Below are 18,883 nucleotides of genomic sequence, written 5' to 3' on the forward strand. Positions count from 1 at the left end.
AAACGCCCGGTTACATTCCGAACCCGGAAGCTAAGCCTTTCAGCGCCGATGGTACTGCAGGGGGGACCCTGTGGGAGAGTAGGACACCGCCGAACAATTTTTAGCCTCAACCCCCGGACCATGTCCGGGGGTTGAGGCATTTTTGCGTTCCGGACGAGTTCTACGCTGGTGCCATGCGATACGACTTGGTCATCTTCGACAACGACGGTGTGCTGGTGGACAGCGAGCCGATCTCCAACACCCTGTTGGCCGGCTACCTGACGGAGCTCGGGCACCCCACCTCGTATGAGGACTCGTTGCGGGACTACATGGGGTCCGCCATGCACCGCGTCCACGACCTGGTCGAGGAGCGGACCGGGCAGCGGCTGCCCGTGGACTTCGACGACGTCTTCCACGCGCGCGTCTTCGCGGCGTTCCAGGACGAGTTGGAGGTCGTGCCCGGGGTCGAGGACGTGCTGAAGCGGCTCGTCGCGGCCGGGGTCCCGTACTGCGTGGCCTCCTCGGGGAGCCACGAGCGGATCAGGGTCGGGCACCGTAAGACCGGGCTCGACGCCTGGTTCCGGGACGAGAACGTCTTCAGCTCCGAGGACGTCGGCCGGGGCAAGCCGGCGCCGGACCTGTTCCTGCACGCCGCCGCGCGGATGGGCGTCGAGCCGGAGCGGTGCGTGGTCGTGGAGGACAGCCGGCTCGGCGTGCAGGCCGCGCTGGCCGCCGGGATGGACGTCTACGGCTTCACCGCGATGACCCCCGAGGAGAAGCTCGCCGGGGCCGCCGGGTTCTTCCGGAGGATGGACGAGCTGCCCGCGATTCTGGGGATGTGATCTCCCCGCCGCCCAGGCCTACCCAGGGGTAGTTTTCGGTCGTACGCTGTGCCGCCATGACGGATGCGCGGTTGCGGCGTGGGCGGGGGTCCCTGGCGGCCAGTTTCTTCGTGCAGGGAGTCACCTTCGCGCTGCTCGTGACCCGGATACCGGCGATCCAGGACCGGTACGGGATATCCGACGCGCTGCTTCCCGCCTTCCTGGCCGCCGTGCCGATCCTCGCCGGAGTGGCGAGCGTGACGACCGGGAAGGTCGTCGCCCGGATCGGGCCGGCCGTCGTCCTGCGGTGGGCGCAGCCCTTCGTGCTCCTCGCCCTGCTCGCCGTCGGCGCCGGTACGGAGCTGTGGCAGGCCGCCGTCGCCCTCGGGCTCTTCGGGCTCGCCGTGGGCGCCCTGGACGCTTCCATGAACATGCTGGGCGTGAGCCTCCAGCGGGCGTACGGGCGGAGCATCATGCTCGGTTTCCACGCCTCGTACAGCCTCGGCGGGATCGTCGGGGCCTCGCTCGCCTGGGTCGGGGCGCACTGGCACCTGTCGCTGTTCGCGTCCTTTCTGCCGGTCGTGGCGGTCCTGTTGCCCCTCGCGCTCGTCGGCAGCCGGTGGTACGTGGCCGGTGGTGACGGGCCCGTGCAGGAGGAGGACGCGGAGAAGGGGAGCGGCAGGGTCGCGTTCACGCTGCTGCTTCCGCTCTGTCTCGTCATGACCTTCGCGTACATCGGGGACTCCACGGTCGCCAACTGGAGCGCCAAGTACCTCCAGGACGTGCTGCACAGCTCCGAGGAGCTGGCGACCGTGCCGTACAACGCGTACATGGTGACGACGCTCCTCGGGCGGGCCGTCGGGGACTTCGGGGTGCGCCGGCTCGGGGCCGCGGCGGTCGTGCGCGGCGGGGCCGTGCTCGCGGCGCTCGGGTTCGGGCTCGTCGCGGCGGCGCCGGGCGCGTGGGCGGGGATCGCGGCGTTCACGCTCCTCGGGCTCGGGCTCAGCGTGCTCGTGCCGCAGACCTTCGCCGCCGCCGGGCGGCTCTTCCCCGGGAACAGCGACGCGGCCGTGGCCCGGCTCAACGTCTTCAACTACGTCGGGTTCCTCATCGGGTCGCCGCTCGTGGGGGCGCTCGGGGACGCGTGGAGCTACCGGGGCGCGATGCTGGTGCCGATGGCGCTCGTCCTGGTGACGGTGGTGTACGCCACGTCGTTCGGCTCGCGGGCGGCCCGATACGGTGGCGGGCATGAGCGGCCGCGCACTGTTGATGTGGGATGAAGCTGTCACGCAGTACGACTTCGGGTCCGAGCATCCGATGGACCCGGTACGGCTCGCGCTGACGATGTCGCTGGTGCGGGCCTACGGGCTCGACCGGGCGGTCGACGTGGTCGCGGCGAAGCCGGCCGGGGACTCGACGCTGCGGCTGGTGCACCGCGAGGACTACGTGGCGGCCGTGCGGGCGGCCTCGGCCGATCCGCGCCACGCGGACCAGGCGTACGGGCTCGGCACGGTCGACGATCCGGCGTTCGCCGGGATGCACGAGGTGTCGGCGCTGATCGCCGGGCAGTCGGTGGGGGCGGCGGAGGCGGTCTGGCGCGGGGAGGCCGCGCACGCGGTCAACTTCTCCGGCGGGCTGCACCACGCGATGCCCGGGGCGGCGGCCGGCTTCTGCATCTACAACGACGCCTCGCTCGCCATCGCCCGGCTGCTCGAACTGGGCGCGGAGCGGGTGGCGTACGTGGACGTGGACGTGCACCACGGGGACGGGGTGCAGGCGGCGTTCTGGGAGGACGCGCGGGTCCTGACGGTCTCGCTGCACGAGCATCCGAGGACGCTGTTCCCGCAGACCGGCTGGCCGGAGGAGACCGGCGCCCCGGGGGCGGGCGAGGGCGGGGCCGTGAACGTGGCGCTTCCGGCCGGGACCGGGGACGCGGGATGGCTGCGGGCCTTCCACGCGGTCGTACCGGAGCTGCTCGCGGACTTCCGGCCGCAGGTCCTCGTGACGCAGCACGGGGCGGACACGCACTTCGAGGACCCGCTCGCCCACCTGGCGGTCTCCCTCGACGCCCAGCGGGCGGTCCAGGAGGCCTGCCACGAGCTGGCGCACGAGCACGCCGGCGGGCGGTGGCTGGCGCTCGGCGGCGGCGGGTACGCGGTGGTCGACGTCGTACCCCGGTCGTGGACGCACCTGGTGGGGATCGCGGCGCACGCGCCCGTGGACCCCGAGTCGGTGATCCCCTCGTCCTGGCGGGACGAGGTGTACGCGCGGACGCGGCAGTTGGGGCCCGGGCGGATGACGGACGGCCGGTGGCCGGTGGACTTCCGGGAGTGGGCCGGGGGGTACGACCCGGCGGACCGGCTCGACCAGGCGGTGCTCGCGACCCGCAGGGCCGCCTTCCCGCTGCGGGGACTGCTGGCCTGAAGCACCGACAGCCCGGGAACGCCCTGCCGGAAGTTACGCCGACGGTGGGGCGTCCGGGAGGTTCGGGCCCCCCGGCGGGCGTGTTCCGGCAGCATCGGGAGGGTGTGGAGCACCGGGGCGCTGCGGGCGCATCTGTTGGCGGCGGGGTTGGCGGGCACGGTCGCGACCCCCCGGGAGGAGAACCTGCGGAGTTACCGGCTCTTCGCCGCGCGCGATCCCCGGGTGCTGCTCGGGCTCGACCCCGTGCGGGGCTGGGACGAGGCCGGACTGCTGCGGCTCATGGCCGACCGGTGCGGGGTCTCGGGGGATCCGGGGCACCGGTCGGGGCCCGACGTCATCGACCCGGAGCGCACCCTGCGGGGGCTCGACGCCTTCGCGGCGCGGCTCGGCGCGGCGGCGGCGCGGCGGGTTCCGGTGCTCCTGGGCACGGGCCATCCGCACCGGCTGCTCGGTTTCTACGCCGCTCTCGCAGACGCGTTGTCGGCGGCGGGATGTCTTGTCCTCACCCCCGCGCAGGGGAGATGTGTCGACATAACGACCCGGTTCGGCGTACGCACGTACGTCCTCGACTACGCGCGGGGGGTGGCGTTCGTACGGGAACCCGGACCGCCCGGGGGCGGGCGCGCACCGGGGGCGCACTCCCATTCGCCGCTACCGGTCAGGGCCGCCCTGGAGAGCGCGGCCGACTCCGGCGGGCCGCTTCCGGAGCTGGTGGTCGGGGACCACGGATGGGTCTGCGGGGCAGGTCAGCTGGGTATCGAGGCCATCGGGCTCGCCGATACGGACGATCCCGCGCTGTTCGTCGGGGAGGCGGAGGGGCAGGTGTCGGCGGTGGTTCCGCTTGACGACGGCGTGTGCTCCGCCTCGTACCTCCCGCTGACGCGCTATGTACTCAATCGCGCGTGTCTGTCACGGTAAACGGCCGGTGGTGGCTCCTCTTCCCCACTCGTACCACCCGCCCCTACTCTGGATCGTGAGCGCTCGGCGACGAAGAGTCACCGGAGGGGAAGCCGGTGGGCGTCGCGGCGGAAGGTACAGGTGGGTCATGGCTGCTGGCGATCGACCTCTCAACGAGGTCAAGTTTCTGACCGTGGCGGAAGTCGCCTCGGTGATGCGCGTCTCGAAGATGACCGTGTACCGCTTGGTGCACAGCGGTCATCTGCCGGCGATCCGGGTGGGCAGGTCCTTCCGGGTGCCCGAGCAGGCGGTGCACGAGTACCTCCGGGAGTCCTACGTGGGGGTGGGGACCGCGTAGCGAGCGCGCGGCACGGTGCCGGGAGAAGTCCGGGAGGACCCCGGGCGGCTCCCGGGAGAGCCGGACATCGCCCTCGGATTACGACCGGGGTGCTCGGGACGGTAGGCTAGGCCGACGTAGGTCGTGTGGGCCCAGACGCCCCGCACCGATTTCCGCCGAGGCGGGAATGTTCCGAGAAGTGAGCGAGGGTAGTCGTGGGCTCTGTTATCAAGAAGCGGCGCAAGCGGATGGCGAAGAAGAAGCACCGCAAGCTGCTCAAGCGCACGCGCGTTCAGCGTCGCAACAAGAAGTAAGGCGACCGCTGCACCGCAGCATTCAGTGCGTCGGGCGTGGCCCTTCACCGTTCGCGGTGGAGGGCCACGTCTTTTATTGCGCGGAAATCTGGAAGCGCTACGGTGGCGACCTACGGAACCGGCGGAACCGGTGGAACCCCGGAACCGGCGGAACCCGCGGAAGCGTTCCAGGGAAGACGGACGACGGACGGAAGGCGCTGATCTTGGGCAAGGTCGTGCTCGTCACCGGTGCCGCCCGGCACCTCGGCGGCCGCTTCGTGCGGCGGATCCAGCGGGACCCCGAGGTGGACCGGGTGATCGCGGTGGACGCGGTCGAGCCGGTGCACCCCCTCGGCGCCGCCGACTTCGTACGGGTGGACATCCGCCGCCCCGAGGTCGCGAAGGTCCTCGCCGAGCACGACGTCGACACGGTGGTCCATCTGGACGTCACCGGGACGGCCCTCGGCGGGGGCGGCCGGACGTCGGTCAAGGAGACCAACGTCATCGGCACCATGCAGCTGCTCGGCGCCTGCCAGAAGTCGCCGCGGATCGCCCGGCTCGTCGTCAAGTCCACTACGAGCGTGTACGGTTCCGCGCCGCGCGACCCGGCCGTCTTCACCGAGACGACGCCCGCGAAGGCGCTGCCGAGCGGGGGCTTCGCGAAGGACGCCGTCGAGGTCGAGGGGTACGTGCGGGGCTTCGCCCGGCGCCGCCCGGACGTGGCCGTGTGCGTGCTGCGGTTCGCGAACATCCTGGGGCCCCGGATCGACTCCCCGCTGACCGAGTACCTGGCGCTGCCGGTCCTGCCGACCGTCCTCGGCTACGACCCGCGGCTGCAGTTCGTCCACGAGGACGACGTGATCGACGTGCTGCGCCTGGCGGCGCACGAGCCGCGCCGGGCCACCCAGAACAGCGGCACCTTCAACGTGGCCGGGGACGGGGTGCTGCTCCTCTCCCAGTGCGCGCGGCGGCTCGGCCGGCCGACGGTGCCGGTGCTCCTCCCCGCGGTCACCTGGGTGGGGACGGCGCTGCGGACGGTCGGGATCACCGACTTCGCGCCCGAGCAGATCCGGCTGCTCACCCACGGCCGGGTCGTCTCGACGGTCCACACGCGCGAGGTCTTCGGCTTCTCGCCCCGGCACACGACGGCGGAGGCCTTCGCGGACTTCGCGCGCAGCCGGGGGCGGGGGCTGCTGCCGCCCGAGGCGCTGGCCGGGGCGGTGGACCGGCTGGCCGCCCGCGTGGCCCCCGGGGCCCCTTCCGGAGCTTCCACAGTTCACGACGGCGCCTGAGGAGGCCCGACTGCGATGGCGGACGCCAAGGTCATTCCCTTCGACGACGACCGTTCACGGGCCCGTCGCCGGCCCGCCCGGGCCGACGGCGAGACGGCGGCCGTACGGGCCCTGCCGGGGCCGCAGGAGCCGGAACCCCCCGCCTTTCCGGGGGCGGAGGAGCCGGCCGCGCCCGTCGCTCCCGGGCCGCCGGCCGCCCGGGGCGACTGGGAGCGGCGGCTCGCGGGCGGGCTCGCGTTCCTGCGGCGGCGGATCACCGGCGAGTACGAGGTCGACGAGTTCGGCTACGACGAGGAGCTGACCGACCAGGTCCTGATGTCGCTGCTGCGCCCGCTGTACGAGAAGTACTTCCGGGTGGAGGTGAAGGGGGTCGAGAACATCCCCGACAAGGGCGGGGCGCTGATCGTCGCCAATCACTCGGGGACGCTGCCGCTGGACGGCCTGATGATGCAGGTCGCCGTCCACGACCACCATCCGGCGGGGCGGCACCTGCGGCTGCTCGCCGCGGACCTGGTCTTCGTGCTGCCGGTCGTCAACGAGCTGGCGCGCAAGGCGGGGCACACCCTGGCGTGTGCGGAGGACGCGGAGCGGCTGCTGCGCGCCGGTGAGGTCGTCGGGGTGATGCCGGAGGGCTTCAAGGGGCTCGGGAAGCCCTTCGGGGAGCGGTACAAGCTCCAGCGGTTCGGGCGGGGCGGGTTCGTCTCGACGGCGCTGCGGGCCGGGGTGCCGATCGTGCCCTGCTCGATCGTGGGCGCGGAGGAGATGTACCCGATGGTCGGGAACGCGAGGACGCTGGCGCGGATCCTCGGCCTGCCGTACTTCCCGCTGACGCCGACCTTCCCGTGGCTGGGGCCGCTCGGGGCGCTGCCGCTGCCGACGAAGTGGACGATCCAGTTCGGGGAGCCGATCCCGACGGACTCCTACGCGCCGGAGGCGGCGGAGGACCCGATGCTGATGTTCAACCTGACGGACCAGGTGCGGGAGCAGATCCAGCACACGCTGTACAAATTGCTGGTGCAGCGGAGGTCGGTGTTCTTCTGAGGTCCCGTCGGCTGGTCGCGGGGCATGAGGAAGGGGCGCCCCCCGTCCGTGGGGGCGCCCCTTTCCTTTTGTCAGCGAGCGTCCTCGCTGTCGATGCCGAGGCCCGGAAGCAGGCCCGGCAGGATGGGCGGGATGGTGACGTCGGGGACGTCCGGGACCGGCTGGTCCGCCGCCGGCGGGGACGTCGGCGGCGTCCCGGTCGGGGAGGGCTTGAGCAGTCCGCCGGTGCCGCCGCCGATGAGCCCGTCGTCCTTCGGCGGGGTGGTGGTGCCGGTGTCCGCGCCCGGGCCGGGGCCCGTGCCGGGTCCCGAGGGGCGGGGCGCGGTGGACGGGTCGCCCGAGGAGGGCGTCTCCCGGCCGGTCGGCGGGCGCTGGGTGTCCGTCCCCCCGGAGCCCTGCGGCGTGCTGGGCGTGTTGCGCGGGCCCTCAGTGCCGACCGTGCCCTTCTCGGGGGTGCGGGGGAGCACCGACTGGAGCGGCTCGACCTCTTCGTCTATGGCGTCGAAGACGTGCGTCACCTCGCTGCCGACGTCCGCGAGCTGGACGGGGAGGCGGTCGCGGAGGCCGTCCCAGGTGTCCCGGTGGGCCTGGGCGAAGGAGTTGAGCCGGGCCATCGGGGCGAGGGCGCCGTCCCGCTCGTACGCCTGGCGGAGCAGCCGGTGGCCCTCGGCGGCGTCGTGCTTCATCCCGCCCAGGACGCGGCGGATCTCGGCCAGCGACTCGTGGTCGAGGTCGCCCGCGCGGCCGCGCTCCATGAGGCGGCGGGCCTCGCTGAGGCGGGTGGAGGCCTGGTCGAGGTAGATGCCGCCGCGGTCCGCGTCGTCGTCCGCCATGCCCAGCTTGATGTCCTCCATCCCGCGCTTCAGCCCGTAGAGGGAGTCACCGGGGAGGGCGTCGGAGCTGGCGGCGGCCACGCCGCCGAAGGCTCCCGCGGCCACACCGACCGTGAGGCCGCCGGCGGCGAGCCCCTTGGACCAGCGGGAACGCGGGCGCAGCTTCCGGAGCGGGGACGCCCGGTGGGCTCCCTTGCCGGTGGACGTCCGCTGCTCGGGGACCGTGGGGCCCGCGGACGCGCTCCCCTCCATGAGCATCGCTTCCATGGCGGCGACCAACTGGGCCCGCTGCACCACTTTGACCTCGGGGTCCAGCTGCGGCTTGGGCAGCTCGCCGAGTCCGTTCGCCAAGGCCAGGAGCCGTCCCTGCTCCGCAGGTTCGGCCGGTTCGGCCGGGGTCTCGGGCTGCTCGGCCGCAGCGCCCTCGGACGCCCGGTCCTCCAGGGCCTGGGCGAAGGCGTTCGCCCGCCGGTGCGCCGATACGTTCGCGATCACTGGCGGCACCTCCTCTCGTCATGACGGTCGACTCCCCGGGGTGTCCGGAGGGTTGCACACCTTGAGCGCATCCACACGAAAGAGTGAGTGGCTGCGGGCATGGCGTGACCACAGGGAGCCTGCATCCCGCACAACGAGCGGCGCGGCACTTGGGTTACGCGCGAGAGATGATCGGACCAGTGCGTCATCGGGGCGTCACCGACTGTGAGTTGGACGGGGGTCGGGGGACGTGTGGGGGAGTGGGGCGGAGGAGCGGAGGAGCGGTGGACGGGCCGCGGACCGGGGCGGGACGGGCGCGCGTGGGGGACGCCGGGCGGTCTGCGGGTGTCGTCGGATCAGCGGGCGTCGTCGTGGTCAGCGGGCGTCGTCGGGGAGGAGGCGGGCCAGGGTGCGGACCGCCCGGTACTGGAGGGTCTTGATCGCGCCCTCGTTCTTCCCCATGACGCGGGCGGTCTCGGCGACCGAGAGGCCCTGGAGGAAGCGCAGGGTCACGCACTCCTGCTGCTGGGGGTTGAGGCGGCGGACCGCGTCGAGGAGGGCGGCGTTGGAGAGGGACTCCAGGACGGAGTCCTCGGGACTGCGCTCCACCTCGTTGGCGTCCAGCATCTCGCCGGTGGTGACCTCCAGGCGGAAGCGGCTGGACTTGAAGTGGTCGGCGACCAGGTTCCGGGCGATGGTGACGAGCCAGGCGCCGAAGTCGCGGCCCTGCCAGGTGAAGGTGGAGATCCGGCGCAGGGCGCGCAGGAACGTCTCACTGGTGAGGTCCTCCGCGGTCGCCTTCCCGCCGACGCGGTAGTAGATGTAGCGGTAGACGGTGTCGCTGTACTGGTCGTACAGGCGGCCGAAGGCCTCGGCCTCGCCCGCCTGGGCGCGCTCGACGAGGTCCATCATGCGGGCGCTGTCGCTGTCCGCGGCGGGCCGGCGGGAGGTGGTCGAGGTGCCGGACCGAGTGCCGCGTCTGCCCACGGCGGCGCCGCCGTCGGCCAGGGCGTAGCAAGGTCCGACGGGTGCCGGTGCGGCGAAGGCGAAGGCGGGGACAGGGCCGGCGTACGCGGTGGGGACGAAGCCGCGCAAGTGGTCCAGGACCGTTGCGCGCAGCGTAGCCAGGCCCGAGGCGTCAACCCCGACGTGTGGGTACACGGGACTCCCAGAGGCAGAGCTTCCATCACGTGCAGTGCGGGACCGTTCACCCGTCGTGGCGACGTGAGGGGTCCTTTGTGCGTCTGAGGAGAATAACGCTTCGTACAGGCAGCGCTACACCCAGTTGCAGAAATCGCCGGTTCCGTCGTATCTGTTACTGCTTGCAGTCGGATCAAGGTCCAGTTGATGACTGGTTGTTGATCGGTCTGCTTTCGAATGTGATCGCGTGCACGTTGTGTTGTGCTCAAGTGAGAGCTGCGCGCGTGATCGGGGCCGCTGCGGGGTAAGGGCCCGGGAATGCCCGGGAGTCGACCTGTGCGGTGCTGTTCGACCACGGACGGGTGAGGGCGCCCGGTCCGGGGTTGTCGCAGATGATCGCAGCCGAAACGTATCGGCGGACAGGCGGGCCGGGCGGGGCCCGGGCGTCAGTGCCGGCGGCGGTGCAGGGCGACCGCGGCGGCCGTGCCGCCGGCCAGCGCGCCCAGGCCCGCGGCGGCGGGGATGCCGACCTTGGCGGCCTTGCGTCCGGTCCGGTAGTCGCGCAGCCGCCACTCCCGTTCCTTCGCGTGCTTCCGGAGCTTGGTGTCCGGGTTGATCGCGTACGGGTGCCCGACGAGCGAGAGCATCGGGATGTCGTTGTGCGAGTCGCTGTACGCGGCGCAGCGGCCCAGGTCCAGGCCCTCGGCGGCGGCGAGCGCCCGTACCGCCTCGGCCTTGGCCGGTCCGTGCAGGGGCTCGCCGACCAGCCGGCCGGTGTAGACGCCGTCGACGGACTCGGCGACCGTGCCGAGCGCGCCGGTCAGGCCGAGCCGACGGGCGATGATCGTGGCCGTCTCGACCGGGGCGGCCGTGACGAGCCACACCTTCTGGCCCGCGTCCAGGTGCGCCTGGGCCAGGCCCCGGGTCCCGGGCCAGATGCGGTCGGCCATGTACTCGTCGTAGATCTCCTCGCCGATGCTCATCAGCTCGGAGACGCGGTGGCCCTTGACGATGGACAGGGCGCTCTCGCGGGCGTCCTGCATGTGCTCGGGGTCCTCGACGCCGGCGAGGCGGAACCAGGCCTGCTGCCAGGCGAAGCGGGCGAGTTCGCGGCGCTGGAAGAACTTCCGCTTGTACAGGCCGCGGCCGAAGTGGAAGATCGCGGCGCCCTGCATCACGGTGTTGTCGAGGTCGAAGAAGGCCGCCGCCCGCACGTCGCCGACGACCGGGAACTCGGGCTCGGCGGGGGGTTCGGCGGAGGCCTCCTCCCGCTCCCGTTCCAGCTGGAGAGAGGTCTTGCGCGCTGCCTCGGCAGCGGCCTCGCCTGCGAGGACGCTGCGCGCGGTGGCGGAGCGCCTACGAGGGGTGAGCCATCCCAGAGCGGCCATGCCGTGAGCATAGCCAGTCTGTTCGGTACTTCCCGACTTGTGACGATGCCGCGGCGTGAACAGTGGAGTACCCCCCTGTTAACCGGGTCACGTCCGGAGCGCGTCCGGAATCCGCTCCGGCGGGCCGGTCGGGGTGTGGCGGCGGGACAGAATGGGCGCCATGTTCGGACGGAAGAAGAAGGCGGACGCCGGGGCGCGGACCGTGACCCTCATCGGCAGGCCGGGATGTCATCTCTGCGACGACGCGCGGGCGGTGGTCGAGGTCGTGTGCGCGGAGACCGGGGCGTCCTGGGAGGAGAAGGACATCACCCGCGACGAGGAGCTTTACCGGGCGTACTGGGAGCAGATCCCCGTCGTCCTGGTCGACGGGGAGCAGCACACCTTCTGGCGCGTGGACGCCGACCGGCTCCGGCGCGAACTGGGTGCGTGACCGGAACCCGGTTACCATCATGGACGTTTTGTTGGGTTCCGGGGGCGGCATCGTGAGGAGAGTGTGCGGTTTTGCCCCCTTCGGGTTCTCAACGCGCTGATCTTCTCCGCGGTTCCACGGCGACGAGAACCGGCCGCGTGACCCCGGTCACTTTGGCCGGACAAAACGGACACCATCTTTGTGCACGCGTTCACAAAGACATAGCCTGCATTCGACGGGGCGGTCTTGGGACATGTGGCCGCCTGCAGCCCCGCTCATCCCGCAGGAGCACCGTGGCAACTGGCCGAACTCACCGACCGGCGACCCGTAGCCGAGGAATTCCCGAGGCCACCGTCGCCCGGCTTCCGCTGTATCTGCGCGCGCTGACCGCGCTCTCGGAGCGTTCCGTACCCACGGTCTCCTCCGAGGAGCTCGCGGCCGCGGCGGGGGTCAACTCCGCCAAGCTGCGCAAGGACTTCAGCTACCTCGGCTCCTACGGCACCCGCGGGGTCGGCTACGACGTCGAGTACCTCGTCTACCAGATCTCCCGCGAGCTGGGCCTCACCCAGGACTGGCCCGTCGTCATCGTCGGCATCGGAAACCTCGGCGCCGCGCTCGCCGGCTACGGCGGCTTCGCCTCCCGCGGCTTCCGCGTCGCCGCGCTCATCGACGCCGACCCGGCCATGACCGGCCGGCCCGTCGCCGGCATCCCCGTCCAGCACAGCGACGACCTCGAACGGATCATCGAGCAGGACGGCGTCTCCATCGGCGTCATCGCCACCCCCGCCGGCGTCGCCCAGCAGGTCTGCGACCGCCTCGTGGCCGCCGGCGTCACCTCCATCCTGAACTTCGCCCCGACCGTGCTCTCCGTGCCCGACGGCGTCGACGTGCGCAAGGTCGACCTCTCCATCGAGCTCCAGATCCTCGCCTTCCACGAGCAGCGCAAGGCCGGCGAGGACACCGGGGCCGACGGCGACGCGGAGCACACCCCCGCCGTCGTACCGCCCGCCCCCCGCGGCGCCGCGGGCACCGGCGGCCGCAAGGGACCCGACGGGGACGTCCCCGCCGTGATGCCGGCATGAGCCTCCTCGTCGTCGGACTCAGCCACCGCAGCGCCCCCGTCTCCATCCTGGAGCGGGCCTCCCTGCCGGCCGACACCCGCACCAAGCTCCTCCAGGACACCCTCGCCGCCGAACCGGCCACCGAGGCCACCGTCCTGGCCACCTGCAACCGCATCGAGCTCTACGCCGACGTCGACAAGTTCCACGCCGGCGTCGCCGAGCTGTCCACCCTCCTCGCCCAGCACAGCGGCGTCGGCCTGGACGAGCTCACCCCCTACCTCTACGTGCACTACGAGGACCGGGCCGTCCACCACCTCTTCTCGGTGGCCTGCGGCCTGGACTCCATGGTCGTCGGCGAGGGCCAGATCCTCGGCCAGATCAAGGACGCCCTCGCCCTCGGCCAGGAACTCCACACCGCCGGACGCCTCCTCAACGACCTCTTCCAGCAGGCCCTGCGGGTCGGCAAGCGCGCCCACAGCGAGACCGGCATCGACCGCGCCGGGCAGTCCCTCGTCACCTTCGGACTCCAGCAGCTCGCCGACGGTGAGGACGTCGACACCTGGGCCAAGGGCAAGAAGGCCCTCGTCATCGGCGCCGGCTCCATGTCCTCCCTGGCCGCCGCCACCCTCGCCCGCTCCGGCGTCGCCGAGATCGTCGTCGCCAACCGCACCCTCGCCCGCGCCGAACGGCTCGCCCGGATCCTCACCGAGCCCGGCGGAACGGGAGTCGCCGCACGCGCGGCCGAGATGGTTGCCGTCGGCGACGAACTCGACCGCGCCGACATCGTCGTCTCCTGCACCGGCGCCACCGGACTCGTCCTCACCGGCGACGACGTCGCCGCCGCCGTACGGGACCGCCGGACCCCCCTCGCCCTCCTCGACCTCGCCATGCCCCGCGACGTCGACGCCGCCGCCCACCGCGTCCCCGGCGTCCGGCTCGTCGACATCGAATCGCTCGCCGAGGCCTCCGCGGACGCCCCCATGGCCGCCGACGTCGACCGGGTCCGGGCCATCGTCTCCGACGAGGTCGCCGCCTTCGGCGCCGCCCAGCGCGCCGCCCACATCACCCCCACCGTCGTCGCCCTGCGCGCCATGGCCGCCGACGTGGTCGCCGGCGAGGTCGCGCGCCTCGAAGGCCGCCTCCCCGGCCTCGACGAGAAGCAGCGCGCCGAGATCACCCAGACCGTGCGCCGCGTGGTCGACAAGCTCCTGCACGCGCCGACCGTGCGGGTCAAGCAGCTCGCCAGCGAACCCGGCGGCGCCGGGTACGCGGACGCGCTGCGGACACTCTTCGACCTCGACCCGGAGACGGTCGCCGCCGTCAGCCGGGCCGACCTGAATGACGCCGACGTCAAGAACCGAGGGCGAGTATGACCGAGAGGGCACTGAGGCTCGGGACCAGGCGCAGCAAGCTCGCCATGGCCCAGTCCGGGCACGTGGCCGACGCCGTACGGCAGCTGACCGGCCGGCCCGTCGAGCTCGTGGAGATCACGACGTACGGGGACACCTCCCGCGAACACCTCGCGCAGATCGGCGGCACCGGCGTCTTCGTCGCCGCCCTGCGCGACGCGCTGCTCGCCGGCGAGGTGGACTTCGCCGTCCACTCGCTGAAGGACCTGCCGACCACCCCGCACCCCGACCTGGTCGTGGCCGCGATCCCCCGCCGCGAGGACCCCCGCGACGTACTGATCGCACCCGCCGGCACCACGCTCGACCGGCTGCCCGCGGGCGCCCGGGTCGGCACCGGCTCGCCGCGCCGCACGGCCCAGCTGCACGCCTACGCGCGCAGCCACGGCCTGGACCTCACCTGCGTCCCGATCCGGGGCAACGTCGACACCCGCGTCGGCTACGTCCGCAAGGGCGAGCTGGACGCCGTGGTCCTCGCCGCGGCCGGACTCAACCGCATCGGCGGCACCGAGGAGCTCATCGGCTCCCTCACCCTCGACCACCTCCCGGTCGACTCCGTGCTGCCCGCCCCCGGCCAGGGGGCCCTCGCCGTCGAGTGTCCGGCGTCCGACGCCGGACTCGTCGCCGCGCTCTCCGCTCTCGACGACCCGCACACGCGGGTCGCCGTGACCGCCGAGCGCTCCCTGCTCGCCGCCCTGGAGGCCGGCTGTTCCGCACCCGTGGGTGCGCTCGCCGACCTGCTGGCCGACGACCCCGGTCACGGGCAGGCTGTCACCGAAATGCGCCTGCGCGGCGTCGTCGGCACCACCGACGGCTCGACGCTGGTGCAGCTGTCCACCACCGGACCCGTACCCACCTCGCACGACGAGGCCATGGCGCTCGGACGCGTACTCGCGGACGAGATGCTCGCCAAGGGTGCGGCCGGTCTTATGGGGGAGCGAGCACTTTGAACCCCACCAGCCCGACCACCAGCCCCCTGTCCCCGGCCTTCGCGGGCCACGGGCACGTCACGTTCCTCGGCGCGGGACCGGGCGACCCCGGACTCCTGACCCTCCGGGCCGTCGAGGCCCTCGCGGGAGCGGACGTCCTGATCGCCGAGCCCGAGGTCCTCGACGTCGTCCGCGGCCACGCGCGCGCGGGGGTGAGCACGCCGGAGCTGGCGGTCGTCGACGAGGCGTCAACAGCCGCCGGTGTCCCCGTGTTGAGGGATGCCGCCAATCTTGTCATGGAGGCCGCGAGGGGCGGCAGGCGGGTCGTCCGTGCGGTGACCGGCGACCCCGGCCTCGACGGCAACGCCGGCGCCGAGATGCTCGCCTGCGCCGCCGAGGGCATCCCCTTCGAGGTCGTCCCCGGCGTCGCCACCGCCGTCGGCGTCCCCGCGTACGCCGGCGTGCCGCTGCGCGACGCCCAGGGCACCGACGTGCGCTTCGTCGACGCCCGCACCGCCGACGAGCGGTGCTGGAGCGAGGTCGGCGCCTCCGACGGCACCGTCGTCGTCTCCACCACCCTCGACGCGGTGGCCGCCGCCGCCGGCGAACTGGTCGCGGCCGGCCGCAAGCCGGACACCCCGCTCACCGTCACCGTCGCCGGCACCACCACCCGCCAGCGGACCTGGAACGCCACCCTCGGCACCATCGCCCAGGTCTTCAAGCAGGGCAAGGTCCTCCCCTCGCCCGAGGGCCACCGGCCGGTCATAGCCGTGGTCGGCGAGCGCAGCGCCCCGGCGCAGCGGGACCAGCTGTCGTGGTTCGAGTCCAAGCCGCTCTTCGGCTGGCGGGTCCTCGTGCCGCGCACCAAGGAGCAGGCCGCCTCGCTCTCCGACCAGCTGCGCTCGTACGGCGCCGTGCCGCACGAGGTCCCGACCATCGCCGTCGAGCCGCCGCGCACCCCCCAGCAGATGGAGCGCGCGGTCAAGGGCCTGGTCACCGGCCGCTACGAATGGATCGCCTTCACCTCCGTCAACGCCGTGAAGGCCGTCCGCGAGAAGTTCGAGGAGTACGGGCTCGACGCCCGCGCCTTCGCCGGGATCAAGGTCGCCGCGGTGGGCGAGCAGACCGCCGCCGCCCTCGTGGACTTCGGCGTCAAGCCCGACCTGGTGCCCAGCGGCGAGCAGTCCGCCGCCGGACTCCTGGAGGACTGGCCGCCGTACGACCCGGTCTTCGACCCGATCGACCGCGTCTTCCTGCCGCGCGCCGACATCGCGACCGAGACCCTGGTCGCCGGTCTCATCGAGCTCGGGTGGGAGGTGGACGACGTCACCGCCTACCGGACCGTACGGGCCTCGCCGCCGCCGGCCGACACCCGCGAGGCGATCAAGGGCGGCGGCTTCGACGCGGTCCTCTTCACCTCGTCCTCGACCGTGCGGAACCTGGTCGGCATCGCCGGCAAGCCGCACAACGTCACCGTCATCGCCTGCATCGGCCCCGCCACCGCCAAGACGGCGGAGGAACACGGCCTGCGGGTCGACGTCCTGTCGCCCGAGCCGTCCGTCCACAAGCTGGCGGAGGCCCTCGCGGACTTCGGCACGCGCCGCCGCGAGTCCGCCCTGGAGGCGGGTGACCCGGTGACGCGGCCGAGCGAGCGCCGGCCGGGGGCGAGGAGACGGCGCACCACCTAGGCGTTCTCCGGGGTGCGGGTCCTGCACGGGCCCGCACCCTTCGCGCTGCCCGGGGGGCTTTCCGCGGCAACATCCTGTCGGCAAGTGCACCGTCCGCGCGGGCGTAGCCTCGACCGTATGAACTCGTACGGATCCTTTCCCGGGGCGCGGCCGCGGCGGCTGCGGACGACGCCCGCCATGCGGCGGATGGTGGCCGAGACGCGGCTGCATCCCGCCGACCTGATCCTGCCCGCGTTCGTGCGCGAGGGGATCACCGAACCCGTGCCGATCGGGGCCATGCCCGGCGTCGTGCAGCACACCCGCGACACCCTGCGGAAGGCCGCCGTGGAGGCGCTGGAGGCCGGCGTCTCCGGGATCATGCTCTTCGGCGTGCCCGAGGACGCCAGGAAGGACGCCGCGGGCACCGCCGGCACCGACCCCGACGGCATCCTCCAGGTCGCGATCCGGGACGTGCGCGCCGAGGTCGGCGACGACCTCGTGATCATGTCCGACCTGTGCCTGGACGAGTTCACCGACCACGGGCACTGCGGCGTCCTCGACGCCGAAGGACGCGTCGACAACGACGCCACGCTGGAACGGTACGCCGAGATGGCCCAGGTCCAGGCCGACGCCGGCGTCCACGTCGTCGGCCCCTCCGGGATGATGGACGGCCAGGTCGGCGTCGTCCGCGACGCCCTCGACACCATCGGCAAGGAGGACGTCGCGATCCTCGCGTACACCGCGAAGTACTCCTCCGCCTTCTACGGCCCCTTCCGCGAGGCCGTCGGCTCCTCCCTGGAGGGCGACCGCAAGACCTACCAGCAGGACCCGGCCAACCTCCGCGAGTCGATGCGCGAGCTCGCGCTCGACCTGGAGGAGGGCGCGGACATGGTCATGGTCAAGCCCGCCGGGCCGTACCTCGACGTCCTCGCCAAGGTCGCCGCCACCGTGGACGTGCCGGTCGCCGCCTACCAGATCAGCGGCGAGTACGCGATGGTCGAGGCCGCCGAGAAGGGCTGGATCGACCGCGACAAGGCGATCCTGGAATCCCTCACCGGCATCCGGCGGGCCGGCGCGCAGATGATCCTCACCTACTGGGCCACCGAGGTCGCGCAGAAGCTCGCCCGCGGCGTCTGACCGGCCCGCCGCCCGGCCCTGGCTGGTGGAGGACCGCCGACCGGCGCACCCTGGAGGGGGGCCGACAGGTCCCCCCTACCTCGCCGGAGGCGGTCCTCATGATGCACACGCTGGTCGGATGGCACGTGGAGATGGAGTTCCAGGAGGAGGGCGACCGGACGCGGGCCGCGGCCATGGTCCGGCTCGGCGACGGCACCGAGTTCCGGGCCCACGGCACCGCGAACCGGCACCCCTCCGACCCGGAGCAGCTGCGGGTCGGCGAGGAGATCGCCGGAGCGCGCGCCCTGATGGACCTCGCCTCGCAGCTCCTCCAGAAGGCCCACACGGAGATCGACGAGGTCTCCGGACGCACCTCGCACGCCATCCGGTGACACGGTGACGACGACGGCGGCGCGCCGCGGCCCGGGGAACGGAACGCGGCGCGCCGGGGACGGCCCGCGGAACCAGGAGCCCGGCGGAATCAGAAGCCCAGGGCGTTCTCCATCGAGCTCTGCCAGTACGTGACCCGGGTGGTGCTGTCCGTGTACGTGCCGGCCGGCAGCTTCAGGACCGCCGGGCCCCCGGCCGAACCCGAGCCGTCGCGCGGGGCGAACCACACGGTCAGCTTCTTCGACGTCCGGCCGTGGCTCCCGCTGCCGTCGGCCGCCGACAGGATCATGGCCGCGTACGCGCTCTCGCCCGGGAACAGGGTGACGACCGCCTGCGGCTTGCTGCCCTGGTCCACCGCGACCGCCGCCTGCCCGTCGTCGAGGCGCAGCACCGGGGCGTAGTAGGCGCTGCACGCGGTGCGGCCGGTGTTGGTGACGGTGAGCATCGCGTGGTTCAGCGGGCGGCTGAGCGGGCTGTAGACGACCCGCACGGCCGACGCGTCGCAGGGGCGGTCGGCGGTGTTCTCGCCGTTGCCGTTGCCGCTGTTGCTGTTGCCCTTGCCCTTGTTTTTGCCGTCGTTCTTGCCGGGGGCGGGGGCGGGGGCGGTGGCGGTGGCTTCGGCGGAGCCCTGCGGGGAGGTGCTCTTGTCGCCGGATCCGTCCGTTGCCGCCGGCGTGGACGCCTTCGGCGCGGCGGTCGGCGTCGGGGCCTGGACGGGCGTCGGCGCGGTGGTGGTCGGGGACGAGGCCCGGCCCTCGTCCCGCGTCCCGTCTCCCGAGCCCTGGCAGGCGGTGAGGGAGAGGACGGCGGCGGTGGCGGCCGCCGCGGCGGCGATGCGGATGCGGTGCGTACGCATGGTGTGGAACCCCCGTGGGTGACGTTGCTTTTCGGTCTGTCTCCTGCTGCCGCGCCGTCCGTCGTCCGGTGCCGTGCGGCGTGGCCCCAGGTTGCGGGGCGGCGGATTCCGGCCGCAACGCCGAACGGGC

General features: G+C 72.8%; 19 protein-coding genes and 1 rRNA gene. 16 read left to right on the forward strand and 4 right to left on the reverse strand.

Going from position 1 to position 18,883, the window contains the following annotated elements; translation table 11 throughout:
• The 9 genes from rrf to OO47_RS17960 all read left to right on the forward strand — a co-directional run.
• Window positions 1–95, forward strand: a 5S ribosomal RNA gene (gene rrf, locus OO47_RS34030); the annotation flags it as partial.
• A gap of 78 nt (window positions 96–173) precedes the next feature.
• Complete coding sequence (locus OO47_RS17930) at window positions 174–821, forward strand: HAD family hydrolase (protein WP_030219284.1); 648 nt, start codon at window positions 174–176, stop codon at window positions 819–821.
• Window positions 822–877: 56 nt separating this feature from the next.
• Window positions 878–2,080, forward strand: coding sequence for an MFS transporter (locus tag OO47_RS17935; RefSeq protein WP_030219282.1), 1,203 nt, complete (start codon window positions 878–880; stop codon window positions 2,078–2,080).
• Window positions 2,049–3,224 carry an acetoin utilization protein AcuC gene (locus OO47_RS17940; protein ID WP_078489719.1) on the forward strand — a complete coding sequence of 392 codons (1,176 nt, stop codon included), beginning with the start codon at window positions 2,049–2,051 and terminating at the stop codon, window positions 3,222–3,224. Before OO47_RS17935 ends, OO47_RS17940 begins: the two co-directional genes overlap by 32 nt.
• 102 nt (window positions 3,225–3,326) lie before the next feature.
• A complete protein-coding gene (locus OO47_RS17945) occupies window positions 3,327–4,142 on the forward strand; it encodes a phosphatase (protein WP_030219277.1) in 816 nt (271 codons plus the stop codon).
• 127 nt (window positions 4,143–4,269) lie between these two features.
• Window positions 4,270–4,479, forward strand: a complete 210-nt coding sequence (locus OO47_RS17950; protein WP_030219271.1) for a helix-turn-helix domain-containing protein — start codon at window positions 4,270–4,272, stop codon at window positions 4,477–4,479.
• A 194-nt stretch (window positions 4,480–4,673) separates the two neighbouring features.
• Window positions 4,674–4,772, forward strand: a complete 99-nt coding sequence (locus tag OO47_RS35150) for a 30S ribosomal protein bS22 (RefSeq protein ID WP_003948845.1) — start codon at window positions 4,674–4,676, stop codon at window positions 4,770–4,772.
• Window positions 4,773–4,975: 203 nt separating this feature from the next.
• Window positions 4,976–6,043 carry an NAD-dependent epimerase/dehydratase family protein gene (locus OO47_RS17955; protein ID WP_030219268.1) on the forward strand — a complete coding sequence of 356 codons (1,068 nt, stop codon included), beginning with the start codon at window positions 4,976–4,978 and terminating at the stop codon, window positions 6,041–6,043.
• Between the two features lie 15 nt (window positions 6,044–6,058).
• Window positions 6,059–7,084 (forward strand): lysophospholipid acyltransferase family protein, encoded by a 1,026-nt coding sequence (locus OO47_RS17960; RefSeq protein WP_030219265.1) that lies wholly within the window; start codon window positions 6,059–6,061, stop codon window positions 7,082–7,084.
• Window positions 7,085–7,155: 71 nt separating this feature from the next.
• Here OO47_RS17960 and OO47_RS17965 read toward each other — a convergent pair whose 3' ends face one another.
• The 3 genes from OO47_RS17965 to OO47_RS17975 all read right to left on the reverse strand — a co-directional run bounded on the left by OO47_RS17965 (window position 7,156) and on the right by OO47_RS17975 (window position 10,919).
• Entirely contained in the window at window positions 7,156–8,412 is a 1,257-nt protein-coding gene (locus tag OO47_RS17965) for a DUF5667 domain-containing protein (protein WP_030219262.1), read from the reverse strand.
• 354 nt (window positions 8,413–8,766) lie between these two features.
• Window positions 8,767–9,552, reverse strand: coding sequence for an ECF subfamily RNA polymerase sigma factor, BldN family (locus OO47_RS17970; RefSeq protein WP_030219259.1), 786 nt, complete (start codon window positions 9,550–9,552; stop codon window positions 8,767–8,769).
• 425 nt (window positions 9,553–9,977) lie between these two features.
• Window positions 9,978–10,919, reverse strand: a complete 942-nt coding sequence (locus OO47_RS17975; RefSeq protein WP_030219257.1) for an HAD family hydrolase — start codon at window positions 10,917–10,919, stop codon at window positions 9,978–9,980.
• Between the two features lie 151 nt (window positions 10,920–11,070).
• Between OO47_RS17975 and OO47_RS17980 the strand changes: the two genes are divergently transcribed.
• The 7 genes from OO47_RS17980 to OO47_RS18010 all read left to right on the forward strand — a co-directional run bounded on the left by OO47_RS17980 (window position 11,071) and on the right by OO47_RS18010 (window position 17,899).
• The gene (locus tag OO47_RS17980) at window positions 11,071–11,349 is read left to right on the forward strand and encodes a glutaredoxin family protein (protein ID WP_030219254.1); all 279 of its coding nucleotides are present in this window, start codon (window positions 11,071–11,073) and stop codon (window positions 11,347–11,349) included.
• 272 nt (window positions 11,350–11,621) lie between these two features.
• Window positions 11,622–12,410: a redox-sensing transcriptional repressor Rex gene (locus OO47_RS17985; RefSeq protein ID WP_030219252.1), complete on the forward strand. Its 789-nt coding sequence runs from the start codon at window positions 11,622–11,624 to the stop codon at window positions 12,408–12,410.
• Window positions 12,407–13,762 (forward strand): glutamyl-tRNA reductase, encoded by a 1,356-nt coding sequence (locus OO47_RS17990; protein WP_030219249.1) that lies wholly within the window; start codon window positions 12,407–12,409, stop codon window positions 13,760–13,762. Before OO47_RS17985 ends, OO47_RS17990 begins: the two co-directional genes overlap by 4 nt.
• Complete coding sequence (gene hemC / locus OO47_RS17995) at window positions 13,759–14,745, forward strand: hydroxymethylbilane synthase (protein ID WP_030219246.1); 987 nt, start codon at window positions 13,759–13,761, stop codon at window positions 14,743–14,745. Before OO47_RS17990 ends, hemC begins: the two co-directional genes overlap by 4 nt.
• Entirely contained in the window at window positions 14,742–16,412 is a 1,671-nt protein-coding gene (locus OO47_RS18000) for a bifunctional uroporphyrinogen-III C-methyltransferase/uroporphyrinogen-III synthase (RefSeq protein WP_030219243.1), read from the forward strand. The genes hemC and OO47_RS18000 overlap by 4 nt, the downstream gene beginning before the upstream one ends.
• 117 nt (window positions 16,413–16,529) lie before the next feature.
• Window positions 16,530–17,528, forward strand: coding sequence for a porphobilinogen synthase (hemB, locus tag OO47_RS18005; RefSeq protein WP_030219240.1), 999 nt, complete (start codon window positions 16,530–16,532; stop codon window positions 17,526–17,528).
• Window positions 17,529–17,629: 101 nt separating this feature from the next.
• Window positions 17,630–17,899 carry a DUF1876 domain-containing protein gene (locus OO47_RS18010; RefSeq protein ID WP_030219237.1) on the forward strand — a complete coding sequence of 90 codons (270 nt, stop codon included), beginning with the start codon at window positions 17,630–17,632 and terminating at the stop codon, window positions 17,897–17,899.
• 89 nt (window positions 17,900–17,988) lie between these two features.
• Here OO47_RS18010 and OO47_RS36250 read toward each other — a convergent pair whose 3' ends face one another.
• Window positions 17,989–18,753 carry a DUF4232 domain-containing protein gene (locus OO47_RS36250; RefSeq protein WP_030219235.1) on the reverse strand — a complete coding sequence of 255 codons (765 nt, stop codon included), beginning with the start codon at window positions 18,751–18,753 and terminating at the stop codon, window positions 17,989–17,991.
• Between the last annotated feature and the right edge of the window lie 130 nt (window positions 18,754–18,883).

It is taken from the genome of Streptomyces bikiniensis (assembly GCF_000716625.1).
Taxonomy (GTDB): domain Bacteria; phylum Actinomycetota; class Actinomycetes; order Streptomycetales; family Streptomycetaceae; genus Streptomyces; species Streptomyces bikiniensis.